This is a genomic window from Micromonospora sp. ATLC16, from assembly GCF_057196645.1.
Map to the genome: position 1 here is coordinate 26933 of NZ_JBXUOW010000034.1, position 19930 is coordinate 46862.

At 70.7% G+C, this 19930-nt stretch carries 21 protein-coding genes and 2 pseudogenes; 10 read left to right on the forward strand and 13 right to left on the reverse strand.

Annotated features, from left to right (window positions below; translation table 11 throughout):
- The first annotated feature begins 27 nt into the window (after positions 1-27).
- From AC2CHE_RS16195 to AC2CHE_RS16205, 3 genes are all read left to right on the forward strand, one after another.
- A complete protein-coding gene (locus tag AC2CHE_RS16195; RefSeq protein ID WP_484505709.1) occupies positions 28-729 on the forward strand; it encodes an ATP-binding cassette domain-containing protein in 702 nt (233 codons plus the stop codon).
- Positions 730-797: 68 nt separating this feature from the next.
- Complete coding sequence (locus tag AC2CHE_RS16200; RefSeq protein ID WP_484505710.1) at positions 798-1994, forward strand: hypothetical protein; 1197 nt, start codon at positions 798-800, stop codon at positions 1992-1994.
- The gene (locus tag AC2CHE_RS16205) at positions 1991-2611 is read left to right on the forward strand and encodes a hypothetical protein (RefSeq protein WP_484505711.1); all 621 of its coding nucleotides are present in this window, start codon (positions 1991-1993) and stop codon (positions 2609-2611) included. The genes AC2CHE_RS16200 and AC2CHE_RS16205 overlap by 4 nt, the downstream gene beginning before the upstream one ends.
- Positions 2612-2643: 32 nt before the next feature.
- Here the strand turns inward: AC2CHE_RS16205 and AC2CHE_RS16210 are convergent.
- From AC2CHE_RS16210 to AC2CHE_RS16220, 3 genes and pseudogenes are all read right to left on the reverse strand, one after another.
- Positions 2644-3637, reverse strand: a pseudogene (locus AC2CHE_RS16210) (helix-turn-helix domain-containing protein).
- 86 nt (positions 3638-3723) lie between these two features.
- On the reverse strand, positions 3724-4722 hold the full coding sequence (locus tag AC2CHE_RS16215) for a tyrosine-type recombinase/integrase (RefSeq protein WP_484505712.1): 999 nt from the start codon (positions 4720-4722) through the stop codon (positions 3724-3726).
- Between the two features lie 283 nt (positions 4723-5005).
- On the reverse strand, positions 5006-6007 hold the full coding sequence (locus tag AC2CHE_RS16220; protein WP_484505713.1) for an FAD-dependent monooxygenase: 1002 nt from the start codon (positions 6005-6007) through the stop codon (positions 5006-5008).
- Here AC2CHE_RS16220 and AC2CHE_RS16225 point away from each other — a divergent pair.
- A complete protein-coding gene (locus AC2CHE_RS16225) occupies positions 5998-6309 on the forward strand; it encodes a hypothetical protein (protein ID WP_484505714.1) in 312 nt (103 codons plus the stop codon). The genes AC2CHE_RS16220 and AC2CHE_RS16225 overlap by 10 nt on opposite strands.
- Before the next feature lie 22 nt (positions 6310-6331).
- On the opposite strand, the gene AC2CHE_RS16230 is transcribed toward AC2CHE_RS16225, so the two are convergent.
- Complete coding sequence (locus tag AC2CHE_RS16230) at positions 6332-6910, reverse strand: GNAT family N-acetyltransferase (RefSeq protein WP_484505715.1); 579 nt, start codon at positions 6908-6910, stop codon at positions 6332-6334.
- A 6-nt stretch (positions 6911-6916) separates the two neighbouring features.
- A pseudogene (locus AC2CHE_RS16235) lies at positions 6917-7186 on the reverse strand (SDR family oxidoreductase); the annotation flags it as partial.
- A gap of 167 nt (positions 7187-7353) precedes the next feature.
- Here AC2CHE_RS16235 and AC2CHE_RS16240 point away from each other — a divergent pair.
- Both AC2CHE_RS16240 and AC2CHE_RS16245 read left to right on the forward strand, forming a co-directional pair.
- Positions 7354-7827, forward strand: a complete 474-nt coding sequence (locus AC2CHE_RS16240) for a peroxiredoxin (RefSeq protein WP_484505716.1) — start codon at positions 7354-7356, stop codon at positions 7825-7827.
- A gap of 72 nt (positions 7828-7899) precedes the next feature.
- Complete coding sequence (locus AC2CHE_RS16245) at positions 7900-8628, forward strand: hypothetical protein (protein ID WP_484505717.1); 729 nt, start codon at positions 7900-7902, stop codon at positions 8626-8628.
- A 64-nt stretch (positions 8629-8692) separates the two neighbouring features.
- Here AC2CHE_RS16245 and AC2CHE_RS16250 read toward each other — a convergent pair whose 3' ends face one another.
- The 3 genes from AC2CHE_RS16250 to AC2CHE_RS16260 are packed head-to-tail and all read right to left on the reverse strand — an operon-like array spanning position 8693 to position 10843.
- Positions 8693-9859, reverse strand: coding sequence for a GNAT family N-acetyltransferase (locus AC2CHE_RS16250; RefSeq protein WP_484505718.1), 1167 nt, complete (start codon positions 9857-9859; stop codon positions 8693-8695).
- 55 nt (positions 9860-9914) lie between these two features.
- Positions 9915-10382 carry an OsmC family protein gene (locus tag AC2CHE_RS16255; protein WP_484505719.1) on the reverse strand — a complete coding sequence of 156 codons (468 nt, stop codon included), beginning with the start codon at positions 10380-10382 and terminating at the stop codon, positions 9915-9917.
- A 2-nt stretch (positions 10383-10384) separates the two neighbouring features.
- On the reverse strand, positions 10385-10843 hold the full coding sequence (locus AC2CHE_RS16260; protein WP_484505720.1) for a MarR family winged helix-turn-helix transcriptional regulator: 459 nt from the start codon (positions 10841-10843) through the stop codon (positions 10385-10387).
- Positions 10844-10936: 93 nt separating this feature from the next.
- On the opposite strand from AC2CHE_RS16260, the gene AC2CHE_RS16265 reads away from it, so the two are divergent.
- Complete coding sequence (locus tag AC2CHE_RS16265; RefSeq protein WP_484505721.1) at positions 10937-11374, forward strand: hypothetical protein; 438 nt, start codon at positions 10937-10939, stop codon at positions 11372-11374.
- 7 nt (positions 11375-11381) lie between these two features.
- Here AC2CHE_RS16265 and cydB read toward each other — a convergent pair whose 3' ends face one another.
- Positions 11382-12380 carry a cytochrome d ubiquinol oxidase subunit II gene (cydB, locus tag AC2CHE_RS16270; RefSeq protein WP_484505722.1) on the reverse strand — a complete coding sequence of 333 codons (999 nt, stop codon included), beginning with the start codon at positions 12378-12380 and terminating at the stop codon, positions 11382-11384.
- Between the two features lie 14 nt (positions 12381-12394).
- A complete protein-coding gene (locus tag AC2CHE_RS16275) occupies positions 12395-13810 on the reverse strand; it encodes a cytochrome ubiquinol oxidase subunit I (RefSeq protein WP_484505723.1) in 1416 nt (471 codons plus the stop codon).
- Between the two features lie 176 nt (positions 13811-13986).
- Between AC2CHE_RS16275 and AC2CHE_RS16280 the strand changes: the two genes are divergently transcribed.
- Positions 13987-14766, forward strand: coding sequence for a lysophospholipid acyltransferase family protein (locus tag AC2CHE_RS16280; protein ID WP_484505724.1), 780 nt, complete (start codon positions 13987-13989; stop codon positions 14764-14766).
- A gap of 2 nt (positions 14767-14768) precedes the next feature.
- On the opposite strand, the gene AC2CHE_RS16285 is transcribed toward AC2CHE_RS16280, so the two are convergent.
- From AC2CHE_RS16285 to AC2CHE_RS16295, 3 genes are read right to left on the reverse strand one after another with little or no spacing between them, the layout of a single operon-like run.
- Complete coding sequence (locus AC2CHE_RS16285; protein WP_484505725.1) at positions 14769-15134, reverse strand: hypothetical protein; 366 nt, start codon at positions 15132-15134, stop codon at positions 14769-14771.
- Complete coding sequence (locus tag AC2CHE_RS16290; protein WP_484505726.1) at positions 15131-16849, reverse strand: hypothetical protein; 1719 nt, start codon at positions 16847-16849, stop codon at positions 15131-15133. The genes AC2CHE_RS16285 and AC2CHE_RS16290 overlap by 4 nt, the downstream gene beginning before the upstream one ends.
- Positions 16843-17496, reverse strand: a complete 654-nt coding sequence (locus tag AC2CHE_RS16295; RefSeq protein ID WP_484505727.1) for a hypothetical protein — start codon at positions 17494-17496, stop codon at positions 16843-16845. The genes AC2CHE_RS16290 and AC2CHE_RS16295 overlap by 7 nt, the downstream gene beginning before the upstream one ends.
- A 160-nt stretch (positions 17497-17656) precedes the next feature.
- On the opposite strand from AC2CHE_RS16295, the gene AC2CHE_RS16300 reads away from it, so the two are divergent.
- Positions 17657-18430, forward strand: a complete 774-nt coding sequence (locus tag AC2CHE_RS16300) for a glycerophosphodiester phosphodiesterase family protein (protein WP_484505728.1) — start codon at positions 17657-17659, stop codon at positions 18428-18430.
- Between the two features lie 20 nt (positions 18431-18450).
- Positions 18451-19845, forward strand: coding sequence for an MFS transporter (locus AC2CHE_RS16305; RefSeq protein WP_484505730.1), 1395 nt, complete (start codon positions 18451-18453; stop codon positions 19843-19845).
- Positions 19846-19930 lie beyond the last annotated feature (85 nt).

The following is a 19930-nucleotide window of genomic DNA, read 5'->3' on the forward strand; positions in this document are numbered from 1 at the left end:
TTGACGCAGCGGTATGGGAAGCGGAATGTGTTTCGCGATCTCAATGTCGTGGTCCCGCGCGGCGTAACGGTGCTGTTGGGGCCGAATGGCGCCGGGAAGACGACTCTGCTGCACACCATCGTGGGTCTCAAGCGTCCGGAGGCAGGGAGCCTTCGCGTTCTTGGTCATGATGTGCTGCGTCGTGGCGGCCTTCGGGCTGTCGCGGCGCAGATCGGGTTTCTGCCGCAGGTCGTGTCGCACTATCCCGGCTACACCGTCCGGGAGTCTATCGCCTACGCAGCCTGGCTGAAGAACGTTCCGAGGCGAGACATCGGCGCGAAGGTGGATCGGGTTCTCGGGTTGATGAGCCTGTCCGGTCGAGCCGGGTCACGGATGGGGAGCCTGTCGGGCGGACTGTTGCGCCGGGCCGGTATCGCGCAAGCGCTGGTGCACGAGCCGGAGCTGGTCATTCTCGACGAGCCAGCGGCCGGTCTTGATCCCCGGCAGCGCATCGAGCTGCGCCGTGTCCTGCGGAAGGTCGCCGGCTCGGCCGCTGTGCTGGTCAGTACGCACGTGGTAGACGATGCTCGGCATGTTGCGGACACCATCATCGTTCTCAATGAGGGTGCGGTGGTTTTCACCGGCACGGTCTGCGAGCTGGAAGGGCTCGCAAGGCCGGGGGTGGACGGGGACAGTGATCTGGAGCGCGGCTACCTCACCGCGCTGCGACAGCCGGTGGTGTGCGTGTGACCCCGCTCCGCATCGAGCTGCGCCGAGGGCCGGGCTTGTGGATCCTGCCTGTCTTGATAGCAGTCGGCGTGTTCATGTCCCGCGCCCAACTGGACAAGGACACGGACACGGTCTGGGCCTACGCCACCGGCGCGGTGACAAGCGCCCCGGTACTGATGGCCCCGCTGGCGGTGGGCACGGCCGCGTGGGCGGGAGGCCGATCACAGCGCCGCGGCGCACGCCACGCCTGGCTGCTGGCGGGACGCGACCCAGCGCAGGCGCCACTAGTCGAGGCAGGCGTACTGGTGGCCTGCGCCACCGTGGCCTACGCCCTGGTCGCAGCGGTGACGCTGCTGTCCACGGCGAATGCCGCAACGTGGGGTGGTCCTTTCTGGTGGTGGCTGGCCTCAGCCGGGATCGGGTTCGCCGCAACCGTAGCGCTCGCCTACGGCGTGGGCGTGCTCCTGCCGGGGCGGTTCACCCCGTTCGCCGCCGCGCTGGTCACCTACCTGGCCACAACCTGGAACCTCGGGCAGTACGGCACCTGGTATGCGCTGTTCCCGTTCACCATCGAGCTGATCCCGCCGTTCAGCGCACCGCACACCCCAACCATGCGGGGACAACTGCTGTGGTTCACCGGCCTGGGGTTCCTGGCCCTGGCATTGGTCGCCGCCAAGGTACGCTCCTCGACTCGGGTGGTGATCCCGGCGATCGGGGCGTCCCTGGCTCTGGCCCTCAGCGGCGCCGCGACAGTGATCGGCGAGAACGGCCGCTACGTCGATGTGAATCGCCACATCATCTGGTCCTGTTCGGGCAGCTCGCCAGAGGTGTGTATCCATCCCGCCTTCGCCACCAGCCTCACGCCGATCAGTCAGCGAGCACAGGCCATCAGCCAGCGTCTGGCCCCCACGCCGTTCGCCATCAGCCGGGTAGAGCAGCGACCCCGAGGCGTGGGCGGCCAGCCTACACCCGGCGCGATTGCGTACGCCCTCGACGCACCCGCCACCCATCACTACGACCGCGCGAGCCTCGACATCGCCATCGCCGCTCTCGGCGTCGACTCCTGCGGCCACGGGCCCCAACGTGACAGAACCGCTCACGCCATGGCTCAACTCCTCGTCGCCTGGGCCGTCGGCGACGAGAACCTGTTCACACCACGCGACCCCGGACACCAACAGGCCAAGGCCCGCTTCCTCAACCTGTCAATGACAGGCCAGCAGCAGTGGATCACCGCCCACGCCAACGCAGTCCGCACCTGCTCCCTGACTCCGCAGTCGTTCACATGACCGGCCCCCGCCTACTACTGAAGTCCCGACGAGCAGTGCCGCTGTTGCTGGCCCTCATCGCCGTCGCAGTTGTCTCCCGCGGACTCGGGGGCCAGCACCTCCTCATCGGCGCCACCGAGCCGGTCCCGCTGCCGTGGGCCGCGGTCCTGCCCGCACTCACCGCCTACCTCACCACAGCGGTGGCCTGGTCAGCCTTGCCCCTGGAGGAGCACCTCGCCGTTCACCGCGTGGACCTCCACGACCTGCTCTACCTCACCGTGGCCGTCCTGGTCGGCGCCGGACTGGTCGCATGGGCAGCCCAACCGCTCATCGGCACCATCACCGAGCCCGGCGCAATACGCAACTACCTCGGCCTGCTCGGCTACTCCCTCCTCGGAGCCGCCGCCTTCCGCCTCAGCATGGGCTGGACGATTCCCACCACGCTGTTCACCACCGGTCTGGTCGTCGCCGGCACCGGCGCTGACCTTCCGCCGCTCGACTGGCCAGCCCGCCACGACAACGAGCCGACATCCTGGGCGGTCAGCATCACGATCCTAATCGCCGGCATTGCAGCGTTCGCCAGCCCGACGCGCCGGCGCGCCCACGCGCTACGCGCGGCACGCACCGAAGCCGACTAGTGCCGTGACCACGAACGTTGACGGTGTTGGGGTCAGGCTGCTCGGGTGGCGGGTTGGCCCCAGCGTCGTTGTCGTTCGCTGCGGATGCGGGCGCGTTCGCGGCGCTGGGCGGCCAGGACGTCGGGGTGGCGGGCGTTGGCGTTGCGCCAGCGCAGGTAGGCCTGCAGTTTCCGGGTCAGCGCGGGGTGGTTGGGGTGGTTCGATCCGGCGATGACGAAGGTGCGTAGTGGCCCGAACTGGGCCTCGATCGGGTTGGCCCAGGATGCGTAGGTCGGCGTGAAGCAGAGTTCGACCTTGTTCCGGGCCGCCCACCTGCGGATCTTGAGGCCTTTGTGTGCGGACAGGTTGTCCAGGATGACGTAGATCGGTGCCCCGTCCGGGCGTGCGGCGCGGATCGACTTGAGTGCGGCGAGGGTGTTCGCCGCGCTCTTGCGCCGCCGGACCACGCCCCAGAGCTGGTCGTCTCCCACCGAGTCGAAGGCGAACACCCGCTGCGGGAAGCGGCTGGTGACGTACTCGATCCGGGCGAGTTTGGCGTCGCGGTGCGGGTCGGTGGACTCCTTCCACGTCTTGGTCCGCTGAAAGGTGATCTTGTGCCGGTGCAGGATCTGCCGCAGCCGTTCCCGCCCGATACGGATCCGGCGGGTGGCATCTGAGCAGGTGGTCGGCGAGCTTGCGCACGCTCCAGCGGGTGAACGGCCGCCCCAGTTTCTCGGGGGGGGGATTGGCCGTCTCGACGATGAACTGCTCCTCGTCGCTACTGATCTGGCGGGGACGGCCACCCGCCCACTGAGGGTCCAAGCAGGCCATCCCCATCTCGTTGAACCGGTGGATGACCTGCCGGATCGTGTCCTCGTCGGCCTGGACGAGGCGGGCGATCGCCGGCACTGTGTTCCCGCCGGCCGAGGCGAGCACGACCATCGCCCGCCGCAGTCGGATCGGGGAACCGGTTCCCCGGCGGGTGATTCTGAGCAGCTGCTGACCTTCCTGATCACTCAGCCGCCGCACGCGTACAGGATCTGCCACCGCTACAGACTGACCGTCCCGCCATCGCCCAGCCGACAGGCCCCACGGCGTGTCACCCAACACCGTGAACGTTCGTGGTCACGGCACTAGACCGGAGCCGGCAACAACCCGGCCAACGCCCGGTACGTACGGTTGGCCCGCGCCGCCTCCCGCTGCTGCCCCGACGTCACCTCGATGTACGTCTGCGACGATGTCAACGACGCGTGCCCCAACAGCCGCATGATCTCCGCAGCCCCGGCGCCATCCTCGGCCAACCGGGTGGCGAACGTGTGCCGCAGCGCGTGCAACCGCGCCCCACGCGGCACCCGGTCACCGATCCCGGCCCGCCGGTAGCAGGACTCCACCAGATACTGCAGACCACCCCGGCGCAGCGGCTCACCCTGCCGGTCCACCAGCAGCGGCGCCACCTGGCGCACGGTACGGGCGCCGAAGCGGCGGGCCCGGCTGTCCAGATAGCTCGCCAGCAGCGCGTCCAGATCCGGCTCGACCGGCAGCACCCGGGGACGCCCACCCTTGCCGGCCACCTCCAGCCGTCGCTCGCCGGGGCGGCCGTCGAGCGAACCGACCCGCAACGCCAGCAACTCCGCCAGTCGCAGCCCCGCGCACAGGGCCAACGCCAGCACCGCCACGTCCCGCTCCGGCCACGGATCCCGCTGCCGCCCCTCGGCGCGGGCGGCCGAGGTGAGCAGGTGTTCGGGGGTGTCCTCACCGCGCAGCGGCTTGGGCGTCGGCAGCGGAGCCCGAGGACGCCCCACGGCCGGCATCGGATTGCCGGGCACCACCTGCTCGGCGACGAGGAAGGAGAAGAAGCCGTTCCAGGTCGACCAGGCCCGACCGACGGAACTGGCGGCCCGGCCGGCGGCGAAGCGGGCGAACGCGGCTCGGATCAGTCTGGGGGAGAGCGCGTCGACCGGCAGGCCGCCCAGGGGGAGGGGAGGGGTGGACAACTCCGCGGCGAGCGCGGCCACAGCGTTCAGATCCCGCCGGTAGGCGGCCTGGGTGTGGGGGGAGGGCTTGCGGGTGGCCCGGGCGGTCAGGAACTCCTCGATCAGCGCGACTACCGATTCATCCCGTTTGTCATGCATAAGCAATATTATGCATGACTTTCGCGTTCCTCGTGGGGCTCGGGAGAGGGGACCAGCGTGCCGCGGCCGCGAAGCCGGGAGCGACACGCTGACGCCACCGGGCCGGACATACCTGCGGGCATGACCGACATCACGCGCAAGACAGTCGATGAATGGGCCGAGTTGATCGCCCAGCTGTACCACACAGCGGCCACTGATCCAGGCGATGAGCGAAAAGCCTCGTTGAGGTCGAGTGGTTCGAGGTCGGGGTCTTGGTGCTCGGCGGGACGCTGGTTGCTCAAGTTCAGGGTCGATCCCGCAGCGGGCGGAAGTTCGCGACGACGATGCGCTCGCCGGCCAGCCGGAACAGTGTGTTGCGGATCGGCGGCGGGAGCAGCCGGGCCGTGTCACGCCGGCGCGTGTTGTCGCGCACCCATTTCGCCCGTGGGAGCCGGCGGGCCGCGAAATCGCGAACGGCCGCTTCGATCGGCTGCCTGTCCAGTAGCTCTGCGAGGACCAAGGCGTCCTCGAAAGCTAGCGCCGCACCCTGGGCCATATTTGGCGAGAAGGCATGCGCCGCATCCCCGATCAGCACCTTGCCAGGTCCAGCGGTATAGACCGGCTCAACTTGTTCAATCGGTCCAAAGTGGGCGTCTCCGCCTTGGGCTGCCAGGGCTGGCACCGGGTCGGTGAAGTCGGCGAAGAGTTCACGCCAGTCGCCCGCCGGGACCGCATCGGCGTCCGCGTAGCAGTAGGCCCGACCGCCACCGAGGGAAACGGCGAGGAAGGTCCGTTTGTGGCCCTGCCAAGCCGCCCACTCACCGGCGGGTGCCCCCGATTCGGCGAGGAAACGCCACCCTACCAACCCGCTCGGCCGAGGCGCGGAAGTGCCGCGAACCACGGAACGGATGCCGTCGGCACCGACAACAAGGTCGTACGTGCCCTCGACAGCGGCGGGATACTCGACGCCGTACCTTACCGGCACTCCCTCGGCAAGGACGCGATGCAGCTCTGTCCGCTCGACCGCCACGCACGGCCCGGTGTCGCCCCAGATCGTGTCGAACGGCAAGTCCAGTAGGCGTTTGCCGCGCTGGTCAAGCAGGCGCATCCGGGTGACCGGGTGACCGAGAGCGGAGACGCCGAGCTCGTCCAGGGCTCGCACGGCGTTTGCGGGCAGAAAGATCCCGGCCCCGGTCTCCCGGTGAGCTCGATCGATGATGTCGAAGGGAATGTTCCGTGCGCGTAGTGCCCGTGCAACGGCGAGGCCGGCCATCCCGGCACCCACAATCAGGATCGATGGAGGCATCAGTACATGATCGCCTATCCGCGCCAGCCGGGTTTCACCGGACCAGAAATACGGTCAACGTCGCCGCCGACCCGTTGCATCCACTGACCGTGACCGCCGACCACGGTACGGCGCCGACGCCACGCCCGTACACGACGGGCAGCCGGCTGCGCATCGATTTTTTGGCCCTGGGTGTCGTGGTTCTTACCAACACCCCCGACACGGCTCTGCTCGTCATCGACGTGCAGAACGGCGTCATCGCCAACATCAACACTCTGCTCGACGCGGGTCAGGGCAGGGCTCAACCTCTTAGCTTTACATAATGTGCATTATCGAATGAGGGCCTCACTCGTGAGGTGGGTCGGTGCGCAGGCGGGCGTGGCGGTGGGTGTTGTGCCAGCCGTCGGCGTGGTGGCCTTCGCGGCGGGCGGTCCCCTCTGCCGGGTAGCCGGCGCGCCGGGCGACGGCGCACGAGGCGAGGTTGGCCGTCGAGTGGTTGAGTTCGAGGCGGTGCAGTCCGGTGTCGAACGCCCAGGTGGTGAGAGCCATGAGGGCGCGGCTCGCGACGTGCCGGCCACGGGCGTACGGCAGGACCCAGTAGGAGACCTCGGCGATGCCGCTGGCGAGGTCGAGCCGGCGCAGGCTGATCTGGCCGAGGACGCCGTTGCTGTCGGTGACGGCCCAGCCTGCGCCACTCTCGGCCTGCCACCGTGATGGCCATGAGGCGACCCAGGTGTCGGCCTCGTCGTCGGTCATGGTGCGGCAGTGCCAGCGTTGGATGGCGGGGTCGGCGTAGCCGGCGAGGACGGCCGGGCGGTCGCCGGGTCGCCAGGGGCGCAGGCGCAGTCCGTCGGCGTCGATGGTGGGTTGTCGGTGGCGGTGCAGGCTGCCGGGTGGCAGGGCCGGTGGCACGAGCGCGGGCATGGGCGGTCAGAGGCCGCCGGCGACGCGGAGGATGGCGCCGGTGGTGTACGAGGCGTCGGGGCTGAGCAGCCAGGCGACGGCGGCGGCGACCTCGTCGGGTTCGCCGGGGCGGCCGGGTGGGATCCGGCCGGCGGCGCGGTCGGGCCGGTCGGGTTGGCCGGACAGCGCGTGGATGTCGGTGCGGATGATGCCGGGGGCGACGGCGTTGACGCGGATGCCGCGGGGGGCGGGTTCCTTGGCCAGGCCGATGGTGAGGGCGTCGGTGGCGGCGCCGATGCCGCGGTTGCCGCCGGTGATGATGGTGGCGTTTGCCAATGGACCTCTCCCCTGCCCCGAGCCGGTGTCGGGGACGTTACCGGCGTGGTCGCGGTGGCGGGTAGCGCGTTGCGGTCGAGCGCACGGCCGGTGGTGGGTAATGGCTTACGCTCGCGGACACGGTGTCGATGGGAGGGCTTGTGGCGGGTGTGGGTGTCGGGGATGTCGTCGAGGATTTCGAGTTGCCGGACGAGACGGGTCGGCCGCGGCGGTTGACGGAGTTGCTGGCGGCGGGTCCGGTGGTGTTGTTCTTCTATCCGGCGGCGATGACGCGGGGGTGCACGGCGGAGAGTTGTCATTTCCGGGATCTGGCGGCGGAGTTCGCGGCGGTCGGGGCGCAGCGGGTGGGCATCAGTCGGGATCCGGTGCAGCGTCAGGCGGAGTTCTCGCGGCTGCACGGGTTCGACTATCCGTTGTTGTCGGATCCGGACGGTGTGGTGGCCGACCGGTTCGGGGTGCGGCGGCGGTTGCCGTTGGGGCCGTTGAGCACGCGGCGGATGACGTTCGTGATCGGGGTCGATCGGCGGGTCGTCGAGGTGGTGCGCAGCGAGTTGAGCATGAGCGAGCACGCCGATCGGGCGTTGCGGGCGTTGGGGGGCTGATCTTCGGGTTGTCGCCGGCGGCTGGTATCAAGGCAGGCGGTTGAACACGTGTACGAGGAATGAGGGTGGGCGATGGGTGCCGCTGGTCAGGGTTTGTCCGAGGACGAGGTGCGCGGCATCCGGGAGGCGTTGGCCGCGGGCCGTAAGCCGAAGGTGGTGTTCACGGCGGCGGCTGGTCAGATCGCCGGTCAGTTGGGTCAGGTGGTGGATTTGACCGATCCGGCGCAGTCCGACGAGTTCGTGGTGGTGCGGTTCGGGCGGGACGAGTTGCCCTTCTCCCCCGCCGATGTGGCGGTGGCGCCGCGGGGTGCGGGTCGACGGGCGGCGGAGCCGAAGGTGGAGTCGACGCCGGCCGAGCCGGCGGTGGTGGGGCCGGAGTTCGTGTTGGACCGGGTGCCGCAGCAGCGCCGGGAGGAGCCGGGTCGGGATGAGCAGTCGGGTCGGGAGGAGCCGAGGGTGGACGAGCCGGTGGGGTCGAAGGTGGAGGCGAAGCCGGCTCGGCGGGCGGTGAAGGCGGCGAAGCCGAAGGGGCCGGCGGGGTTGACGGTCACGTTGGCCTATGCCGAGGGCGAGTGGACGGTCGCGGCGCAGCAGGGTGGGAAGGTGTTGGCCAAGCCGTACGTGCTCAAGCCGGCGGAGGCGCTGCGGATGGTGGCGTTGGTGGATGTGCCGGGCGTGCATGAGGCGGTGGAGCAGATCCTGGCTGCGGAGCGGTCGGAGGCGGAGCGGCAGGCGGAGAAGTTGCGCGCGGAGTTGGCGGAGATCGAGGCGCGGTTGGCGGAGTTGCGCGAGGCGGGTTGAGGGTTTCGATCCGACCGGTGGCCCGGTCCGGCATGGGGGTGCCGGGCCGGGCCACCGGCGTTTGTCAGAAGTAGTCGATGAGGTGGGCGGTGGGTCCGGCGGCGAGCAGGTCCAGGGCGGCCGGGTCGGGTGTGCGGTGGTGCAGCAGGCCGGTTTCGGCGAGGGTGCGGGCGGTGGCGGTGCCGGTGTAGAGGCGGGCGAAGCCGCGTACGGTCAGGTGCAGGTCGGCTTCGTCGGTGGTGCGGTGCAGGTCGGCGTGGCCGTCGGCGACGGTGAGTTGCCAGGTGCCGGTGTTCCAGTCGGCGAGGTCGTCGGTGAGGGTGAAGGTGACCTGGCCGTGGGTGTGGGTGGGCCAGCCGCGGGCCTGTACGGCGCGGACGACGTCGACGGGTCGGTGCATCCAGGCGTCGCGTTCGTGTTCGCGGGCGCGTTCCAGGGGCAGGTGCAGGCTGACGGTGTCGCCGGGTAGTGGGGCCAGGCGCAGGGTCGGGGTGACGCTGTGCCAGCTGGCGAGGACGCCGACGAGGGCTTGGGCGGCGTCGGCGGTGGTGGCGAGGATGTCTTCCACGGTGAGGACGGCGTCGGGGCCGTAGCCGCGGCCACGGTTCCAGCCGGCGTATCCGGCGAGGTGTCCGTCGTGTTCGACGAGGGTGAGTCCGTCGTAGGGCAGTTCGTCGGTGGCGGCGAATCGGGGGTGGGTGCGGGTGAGCAGGCCGTTGCGGTGGTGGGCGACGCGTCGGTAGAGCTCGGCGGTGGCGGGCAGGTCGGCGGGGGTGCCGGCGCGGACGGTCAGGCGCGGGTCGGTGCGGTGTCGGGGCAGGCTGGCGGTGGGCAGGTCGAGGGTGCGTAGTTGGCCGGTGATCTCCCATCCGCAGGCGCGGTAGGGGGCGGCGGTGGTGGGGAACAGCGCGCTGACGGCGGCGTCGCGGTCGCGGGCGGCGCGGAGCAGGGTGCTCAGCAGGGCACGGCCCACTCCGGCGCCGCGTGCCTCGGGTGCGACGGCGACGCCGGCGACGTCTGCGGTGGGCACGGCGTGTCCGCTCCACCATTGTTCGTCGTGCAGGTCGATGGCCTTGCCGATGAGTTTCCCGGTGGGGTCGAAGGCGCCGTAGGAGGTGCGGCCGGCGGGGTCTGGTGGTGTGGGTGGTTGTGGGTCGGAGCCGAAGGCGAGCCGGCCGAGTTGCCAGGCGTCGTCCAGGTCGTCGGGGGTGAGTTCACGCACGTCGGGCACGGGCCGACGATAGCGGTCGTGGTGGTGCGGTCGAGCGGTTTCGTGCGTGGGCTGTTCAGGTGGTGGTGACCGGTTCGTGGTGGACCGGGAAGTTGACCGAGTTGGCGATGAAGCAGGTGTGGTGGGCGTCGTCGTGCAGCGCGGCGGCGGTGTCGGTGGTGGTGGGGTCGGCGACGGTGACGTGGGGTCGCAGGGTGACCTCGGTGAAGTGGCCGTTTCCGGTGTTGTCGGTGGTCATGGTGCCGGTGGCGTGGTCGACGTAGTCGGTGACGATGATGCCTTTGTCGGCGCACAGGTGCAGGTAGGCGAGCATGTGGCACTGGGACAGGGCGGCCAGGAGGAGTTGTTCGGGGTTCCAGCGGTTCCGGTCGCCGTGGAAGGTGGGGTCGGAACTGCCGGGGATGGGTGGCGGGCCGTCGGTGGTGATGTCGTGTTCGCGTCGGTAGTCGCGGTAGCCGCTGGTGCCGGTGCCGAGGTTGCCGGTCCAGGTGACGGTGGTGGCGTAGTGGTGGTTGCGGGCCATGGTCAGCCTTCCGGTTCGCTGTGGTGGGTGAGCAGGAGGTCGAGGAGGCGGACGAGTTCGTGGCGGTCGGTGGGGTTCAGTGGGGCGAGCAGGGCGTCCTGGGCGGTGTCGAGGGCGTGTTGCAGGTGGGTGAGTTCGCGTTGGCCGGCGGGTGTGATGTGGACGATGTTGCGGCGCCGGTCGGTGGGGTCGGGTTGGCGGCGTACGAGGTGGCGGTCGGCGAGGTCGTTGAGGGTGGCGACGATGTCGCTGCGGTCGATGCCGCTGTGTCGGCCGAGGTCGGCCTGGCTGGCGGGGCCGGTTTCGGTGAGGGTCGCCAGTAGTCGGTAGTGGTAGCCGCGCGCGTGGCGGGTGTCGAGTGCGGCGGTGACGAGGCGGGCGGCGTGGGTGGCGGTCTGGGTGAGCAGCCAGCTGGGTGTGGTGCGCAGTCGACTGGGTGTGGGGGCGCTGGTGTGCTCCATGTGGGGACTGTACGCGATTTCGTTGGCGGCACCCACGATCAATGCTATGTTGGCCCCGCCAACGTTGGCAAGACCAATGGATAGGGGTTCGACATGTCCATCACCCTCAACGGGCAGATCCTCGGCCGGACCCACTACGCCACCCGGGCGGTGCTGGAGCGGGAACTGGGTCGGCTCGGGTTGACCTTCGCGCAGGCGTTGCTGCTCAACGCGTTGGCTGCCGCCGATGCCCCGCTCCCCCGCGTCGAGGCCGCCCGTCGGCTGGTCGACGCGGTGAAGGTGTCGACCGCGACGGCACACGCCACGCTGGCCGAGTTGATCGCGGCGACGCTTGTGGCGCCGCTGCCCTCCGACGCCTCCCGGGTCGCGATGACGCCGACCGGGCGGCAGGCGCAGCAGGTGGTCGCCGCGGTTTCCGTCGAGATCGGAGCCCGGCTGTGGGCAGATCTTCCGACCGACGACCTGGCCGCTGCGGCGCGGGTGCTGGACGTGGTGCGCCGCCGCGCCGAGCAGACCCTGGCGACGGCGTGACGGGCGGTCAGTGCTGGGGGATGTGGGCCACGCCGATGCGCTTGCGGAACACCCAGTAGGTCCAGCCCTGGTAGGCCAGCACGATCGGGGTGAAGAACACCGCCACCCAGGTCATGATTTTGAGGGTGTAGGGGGTGGAGGCGGCGTTGGTGGCGGTGAGGGTGCCGGCGGCGTCCAGCGTGGAGGGCAGCACGTTCGGGAACAGGGCGGCGAACAGGGTGGCCACCGCGAGACCGATCGCGGCGGCGGTGCCGGTGAAGGCCCAGCCCTCCCGCCGTACCGTGGCGGCGGCGAGACCGCCGAGCAGCGCGAGGGCGGCGGCGACGGCGAGCACGACGGCGGCCGCGCTGGAGCGGATGGTCAGGGTCCAGCTCAGGAAGGCCACCGCGAGGACCGCCGCGGCGACGCCCAGGCGCACGGCGAGCGTGGCGGCCCGGCCGCGGATGTCGCCGACGGTCTTGAGGGCGACGAAGACGGCGCCGTGGGTGGCGAACAGCGCCGCGGTGGTCGCGCCACCGAGCAGGGCGTACGGGTTGAGCAGGTTGAGCAGGCCGCCGACGTACTCGTGGTCGGCGTCCAGCGGTACGCCGCGCAGAATGTTCGCGAACGCGACTCCCCACAGGATCGCCGGGACGAGTGAGCCGAAGAAGATGGCGTTGTCCCAGCGGCGTTTCCAGGACGCCTCGAGTCGCTTGTGGCGGTATTCGAAGGCCACCCCGCGGGCGATCAGGGCCAGCAGGATGAGCAGCAGGGGCAGGTAGAAGCCGGAGAAGAGGGTGGCGTACCACTCGGGGAAGGCGGCGAACATGGCGCCTCCGGCGGTGATCAGCCAGACCTCGTTGCCGTCCCAGACCGGCCCGATGGTGTTGATCATGACGCGGCGTTCCCTGTCGTCGCGGCCGAGCACGGGCAGCAGCATGCCGACGCCGAAGTCGAAGCCTTCGAGGATGAAGTAGCCGGTGAACAGCACGGCGACGAGGAGAAACCAGATGGTGGTCAGTTCCACGGTGGGCTCCGGACTCAGTAGGCGAAGGCGAGCGGGCGCTCGGCGTCGTCGGTGTCGTCGGGTTCGGGGGCCGGGGTGACGTCGGGTACGCCGGCCCTGGCGTAGCGGATCAGCAGTCTCACCTCGATGACGGCGAGGACGGCGTAGATGAGGGTGAAGGCGGTGAAGGAGGTGAGGACCTCGGTCAGGGAGACGCTGCGGGACACGCCGTCGCGGGTGAGCATCTCGCCGAAGACGATCCAGGGCTGGCGGCCCATCTCGGTGAAGATCCAGCCGAATGAGTTGGCCAGCAGCGGCAGGATCGGCATGACCAGGCCGGCGCGTAGCAGCCATTTGCTGTTCGGGACGACGCGGCCCTTGCGCTGGGTCCAGAGCACCAGCAGGGCGATGGCGGCGGCGGCGAGCCCGAAGCCGATCATCATTCGGAAGCTCCAGTAGGTGACCGGGATGATCGGGGTGTAGCTGCCGGCGCCGTACTGGGCGCTGTAGCGGGCCTGGAGGTCGTTGATGCCCTGCACGGTGCCGTTGGGGTCGCCGGTGCCGAGGTAGGACAGCAGGTACGGGATCTTGAGGGCGAACAGTTCGCGGCTGCCGTCGAGGCTGCCGACGGTGAGTACGGAGAGTGAGGCGGGGCTCTCGGTGGCGTAGAGCCCTTCGGCGGCGGCCATCTTCATCGGCTGCACCTGCGTCATGATCTTGCCTTGGATGTCGCCGGTGATGATGACGACGACGGCGGCGATCAGGGTGGTCCAGGCGCCGAAGCGGGCGCCGAAGCGGTAGGCGGGGGTGTCGGCGCTGTCGCGGTTGCGGATGAGGTGCCACAGGGCGACGGCCACCAGCAGTGACCCGGCGACCAGGAAGGCGCCGGCGATGGTGTGCGGGAAGGTGATCAGGGCGACCTTGTTGGTCATCACGGCGAGGAAGTCGGTCAGTTCGGCGCGTCCGGTTTCCGGGTTGTAGCGGTAGCCGACCGGGTTCTGCATGAACGAGTTCGCGGCGAGGATGAAGTACGCCGACAGGTTGGTGCCGATGGCCGCGGCCCAGATGCTGGCCAGGTGCAGGTGTTTGGGCAGGCGGTCCCAGCCGAAGATCCACAGGCCGATGAAGGTGGATTCGAGGAAGAACGCGACCAGGGCCTCGATGGCCAGGGGTGCGCCGAAGATGTCGCCGACGAAGCGGGAGTAGTCGCTCCAGTTCATGCCGAACTGGAACTCCTGCACGATGCCGGTGACCACGCCCATGGCAAAGTTGATCAAGAAGAGTTTGCCGTAGAACCTGGTGAGCTTCAGGTACTTCTCGTCTCCGGTGCGGTGCCAGAGTGTCTGCAGGATGGCGACCAGAACGGACAGGCCGATGGTCAACGGCACGAACAGAAAGTGGTAGACGGTGGTGACACCGAACTGCCAGCGGGCGACGTCCAACGCGTCCACCTGCGACCTCCAGGGACTCGCACTACAAGACGTAGTAAATACTACTGCGCGTCGTACACGAATCGGCAGGGGCGGGCGGCCCGAACGGGACCGGGACCAATGACCCTGCTCACTCCTGCCGTACGGCCCGCCCTGGCCGCCGCGCCGCCGATCCGCCGTGCGACCATGTGCCGCTGATGGAAGCAGCGCACTCCCCCTGGCATCCGCCGCTGATCTGGCGCGTCGCGTTGCTGCTGGCCCGCGTCGTCGTCGGGATGCTGGCCCGGCTGGAGGTCACCGGCGACATCCCGGCCAGGCTGCGCGGCGGGCCGCTGATCCTGGCCGCCAACCACATCAGCCCGTTCGACCCGGTCGTGCTCGCCGCGGCCTGCCGGGCCCGCCGGGTGGCGCCCCGGATCATGGCCACCGGCGGGCTGTTCCGCACCCCGCTGATCGGGGGCGCGATGCGCAGCGCCGGGCACATCCGCGTCGACCGGGGCACCAACGGGGTGCACCGGGCCCTGGACGCCGCCGCCGCCGCGGTCGCCGCCGGTGCGCCGATCCTGGTCTATCCGGAGGGGCGGATCGGCCTGGACCCGGGCATGTGGCCCGAACGCGGCAAGACCGGCGCCGCCCGCCTCGCCCTGGCCTGCGGCGCGCCCGTCATCCCCGTCGCCCAGTGGGGATCCCACGAGGTGCTGCCCTACCAGGCCCCGAAAGGGATGCTGCGCGGCGTCGCTCGGGCGCTGGTGCGCCGCCCGACCGTACGGGTGCACTTCGGCGACCCGGTGGATCTGGCCGAGGCGCCGCGCGCCACGCCCGGCGCGGCCCGCCGGGCCACCGACCGGATCATCGACGCGCTCACCGACACCCTCGCCCCGCTGCGGCCGGACGAACCCGACGGCCCCCGCCACGTCGACCCCAGCCGGCCGGTCGACCTCAGCCGGGTACACCGGCGCCGCCCCGCCGCCGGCTGAGCTCAGGTCGCCTGCTGCACCGCCCGCAACACCTCCGTCACGGCCGAGGCCACCGGCGCGACCGGCGCGGCCAGTGCCGCCAGGCGCTGCAACAGCGCCGTCACCCGGGCCGGCTCCGGATCCGGCCGCGCCAGTTGGACCCGCAGTTCCGCGGCCACCGCCCGAGCCGGCTCCGGCAACTCGTCACGGTGCCGGTCGAGCGTCTGCACCAGGTCAGCCACCAGCGCCGGCACGTCCACCCCCGGCGCCGTGGCCCACAGGCTCCCACCGACCGCGTGTGCTCCCGGGCCCACCGCCTGGTTGCCGACCTGGCTCACCCCACCGGACTGCTGGACACCGAAGTTGATCGATTTGTCGGACGTGGTCATGACGGCCTCCCGGTGCCGGCTCGACGGCTCGTGCCCTGTGCTGACGGCTGCTCGGTGGTGCTCTGCTGCTCCGCCCGCGCCCCGGCGCCCACCGCCTGGTTACCGACGACGCTGAGGCCGCCGGTCTGGATCACGCCCTGGTTGAGGATCATGGTTTGCCGGGTGCGGAACTCGGCGGTGTCCACACCCTTGTCCTCCAGGAAGTCGACGATGGCGGCCAGCACGTGCCGCTCGACCACCTTGAGATGCTTTGCGGCGTCGAGCACCTGGAAGTAGTTGTGGTAGGTGGTGCCGGTGGCCAGCTCCCGTATGCCGGCCCGGGCACCGTAGTCGTAGCCGAGGTCGTCGCGGGCCATCCGGCGTGACCGCGCCTGCCGGATCTGGTGACGCATCACCTGGACGCCGTCGCGTACCAGGCGTACCGGCGCGCCGAAGGCGGTACGCACCAACTGCTCGGCGGCGGCGGTGAACAGCTGGACGAACTGACGCACCGGGATCCACTCGGTCAGCCGGTCCACGTCGTGGTACTCGATGCGGGGCGGCTCCAGCAACGTCCGGGCGCACTCCAGGTAGAGCACCCGGCCATCGGTGGAGAAGTGCAGGAACGTGCAGGCCACCACCTCGCCGCCCCAGGACGGCACCAGAGCGCCCAGGAAGTGCCGGGCGGCGCCCTGCGGCCGGCTCGCCACCGCCCGCAGCTGCTCGTCGGACCAGCGTTGCCGGGGCATCCGGCTGCGGTCGGGCAGCAGCTGCGGATCGTCGGTCAGCAGCCCACCGTGCACGAACACCCGATCCTCCAGCACCAGCCCGGCGAGCCGTTCCGGATTCAGCTGCGGGTCGCCGGCCGGGTCGAGGCGGATCGCCGCCAGTCGTCGCCGTACGTGGTCGATCAGATCCACCACGGCGAACTGCGCGGTGGCGTTTGGGTCGTCGGCGGTGACCGCGGTCGACGGTTCGGCCAGATGCTGCTCGGCCCGGTGGATCGGCAGGGCGAACGACCAGCCGGCCACCGGTGCGCCGTGCCCGACGAACGGCGTGTACCCGCTGTAGATCGTCACGTTGCCGTGCTGTGCCGTGTCGAGCTGGGCCAGGCGTGCGGCGTGGCGCTGCGGCACCGGGCCGGTGCCGGGCGACGCGGGCTGGAAGTGACCGCGCCGCAACCGCTGCACCAGCAGCTGCCGGGTGCCCAGCAGGTGCAGCACGAGGATGAGGTAGGCGAGCAGCCCGGCCACCAGCGCCAGCCACGGCACGCCGATCATCCAGTCGAGCGTGCCGTCCTCGCCGTCGGTGTCGATCCCGGCGAACTGCGCCACCAGCCACAGCGACACCACAGTCGTCGCGACCAGTGCCGCCGCCGAGGCCAGCGGTGCGTGCCGGTTGGCCCGGGTCAGCGACATGCCGACCGCCAGCACCGCCGCGGCCAGCAGCGTCCACAGCGGCGCCAGCAGCAGGGCCATGCTGCCGGCGACGAGCAGGCCGGCGTCGCGACGGATGCGCCGCTGACGTGCCTCAAGGCAGTGCCGCAGCACGGTGGTCAGGTCGAAGCCGACCGAGGGCGCCACCGCCCGAAGCTCGTCGTCGAAGACCTCGGACAGGGCCGAGTCGGCGAACGTGTCGTCGGTGTGCGCCGCCACGCACAGGTAGCGGGTCGCCTCGCTCGTGGCGTCCGCCGGGCCCGCCGTCGAGTCCTCGGGGGTGGCCTGCCGGATCACCATCTCAGTTGCCTCCCAGACCGGGAACGGTCGGTCGGGACCGGCGCCGCCGCCAGCAGCAGGCCGACGACGAAGCCGCACAGCAGGGCCCGTACCAGTTCGTTGAGCAGTTCCGCACGCATCGCCGACCCGGCGTAGATTCTGCTGTCGACGGCCAGGTGCACCAGGGTGCCGCCGATCGTGGCGAGCGCCGCCGCCACGACCGTCGCACCGAGGGTGGCGAAGAACCGGTACGCCCGGGACGGCGCCCCGCCGGCGGCCAGCCTGCGCAACATCACCAGCGCGATCAGGACGAACAGCGCCACCTGGGCGGTGCGGGCGAGCTGGTAGCTGGACGAGGAGTTCGGGATGCCCCACCGCAGCCAGGACAGCCCCAGCAGCAGCGCGTCGACCACTGTCGTGACGATGCCGGCCGGGCCGCCGGTGCGGGGCAGGTTGACGCTCAGCTCCCGGATCACCTCGTATCCCCAGGGGCTGCCGGCCACCAGCGTGATGACCAGCAGCGCCCCGAACCCGGTCGGAAGGTTCCGGGTCGCCGGGCGGCGCGGCGGCGCAACGCGCCCGGGCAGCGGGTGCACCGGGCGGATCGTCAGCGGCGCCGGCGTCGAGGTCGGGTCGTCGCGTCGCGGTACGGGTTTCGTCCACGCCATCACCAGGGCAGCGTGACCGGTTGCGGTCGAACCGAGAAGGTCACTGTCCGGAATCCGGCAATCATCAGCGGGTACTGGCCGGGGTGTGGACGACGGTGGCGACCCGGCTGGCCGCCGGCCCGCCACCGGGCGGTCACCGTGGCCAGGCATACTGCGCCGCGTGCCCACGACCGCGCACCCCTACCTCGACGCGCCCGCACCGCTGGCCTTCGCCCATCGCGGCGGCGCCGCCGACGACGGCGACGAGAACACCGCCGCCGCGTTCGCCCGGGCGGTCGAGCTGGGCTACCGGTACGTCGAGACCGACGTGCACGGCACCGCCGACGGGGTGGCCGTGGTGTTCCACGACGACACCCTGGAACGGGTCACCGGGCGCCGCGGCCGGGTGGGCGCGATGCGCTGGGCCGACCTGGCCACGGTGCGGGTCGGCGGCTCCGCCGTGGTGCCCCGCCTCGACGAGGTGCTCGGCGCGTGGCCGCAGGTGCGGTTCAACATCGACGTCAAGTCCGACCGGGGGGTGGCTCCGACGGTGGCCACGGTCGAGCGGGCCGGTGCCGGCGACCGGGTGCTGCTGGCCTCGTTCAGCGACGCCCGGCTGACCCGGCTGCGGGCCCTGACCGGTGGGCGGGTCGCCACCGGCCTCGGGGTGCGCGGGGTGGCCCGGCTGCGGTGGGCCTCGTGGACCGGACGTCCGCTGCGGCTGCCGCCGTCGGTGGTGGCCGCGCAGGTGCCGGTGCGCTACGGCCGGGTGCCGGTGGTCGACCGTCGGTTCCTGCGCACGGCCCACCGGCTCGGCCTGCAGGTGCACGTCTGGACGATCGACGAACCCACCGAGATGCACGAGTTACTTGATCTTGGGGTTGATGGCATCATGACCGACCACGTCGGCGTGCTGCGCGACGTCTACCGCAGCCGCGGCCACTGGGCCGCCTGAACACCTGGGCGGAGGATCCCATGGCCGAGACGGCCACCCCGGCGGCGCAGGACATCCCACCACCGCGAAGCACCCGCCGTGAGCGCACCGGCTGGTACTTCTACGACTGGGCGAACTCGGCCTTCCAGACCACCGTCATCACGGTTTTCCTCGGTCCGTTCCTGACCAGCGTCGCCGAGGTCGCCGCCGGGTGCGAACTCGGCGCGGACGAGTGCGTCGGCTACGTGTACCCGCTGGGCATCAAGGTGGCCGCCGGCTCCTACTACCCGTACCTGATCTCGCTGTCGGTGTTGCTGACGGTGTTCGTGCTGCCGGTGATCGGCGCGATCGCCGACCGGTCGCTGCACAAGAAAAGGCTGCTGGCCGCCACGGCGTTCACCGGGGCCGCCGCGACCGTCGGCATGGTCTTCGTCACCGGGGACCGCTACCTGCTCGGTGGCGCCCTGTTCATGATCGCCAACATCAGCTTCGGCGCGGCGATCGTGGTGTACAACTCGTTCCTGCCGCAGCTGGGTGGGCCGGACGAGCGCGACGCGATCTCCAGCCGGGGCTGGGCGCTGGGCTACCTGGGCGGCGGGCTGCTGCTGGCGTTGAACCTTGTCGCGGTGCAGTCGTTCGACAACGGCACCGCCGAACGCACCCTGGACCTGGCCCGCTGGTCCATCGTCTCGGCCGGGCTGTGGTGGGCGGCGTTCACCCTGGTGCCGCTGCGCCGGCTGCGGGAGCACCCGACCGCCGCCGCGTTGGCCGCCGGTGGCCGCGGCAACGTGCTCACCGACGGGTTCCGCCAGCTCGGCCACACCCTGCGGGAGATCAAGGCGTACCCGCTGACGCTGTTCTTCCTGCTGGCGTTCCTGGTCTACAACGACGGCATCCAGACCGTCATCACCCTGGCCAGTCAGTACGGCACCGAGGAGCTGCGGCTGGGGCAGAGCACCCTGATCGTGACCATCCTGTTGGTGCAGTTCCTGGCCTTCGGAGGCGCACTCGGTCTCGGTGCCCTGGCCGGGCGGGTCGGGGCCTGGAAGACGGTCCTGCTCAGCCTGGTGCTGTGGACCGGGGTGGTCGTCGCGGCGTTCCGGTTGCCGGCCGAGGCGCCGCTGCCGTTCATGGTGCTCGGCGCGGCCATCGGCCTGGTCCTCGGTGGCAGCCAGGCGCTGAGCCGGTCGCTGTTCAGCCAGCTGATTCCCGTCGGCAAGGAGGGCGAGTACTACGGCTTCTACGAGATCAGCGACAAAGGCACCAGTTGGCTCGGTCCGCTCGCGTTCGGTCTGGTTTTCCAGCTCACCAACTCCTACCGGGTCGGCCTGGTCTCCCTGCTGATCTTCTTCGTGGTCGGGTTCCTGCTGCTGCTGGCGGTGCCGATGCGGCGGGCCATCGTCGCCGCCGGAAACACCCCGCCCCGGGTGCTCTGAGCCGGGCGACGATGCGATGATCGACACCCCGGCCGGGTCGACCGCGCCAGCCGGGAGCGCACCGCACTAGGCTGCCGGTCCGTGA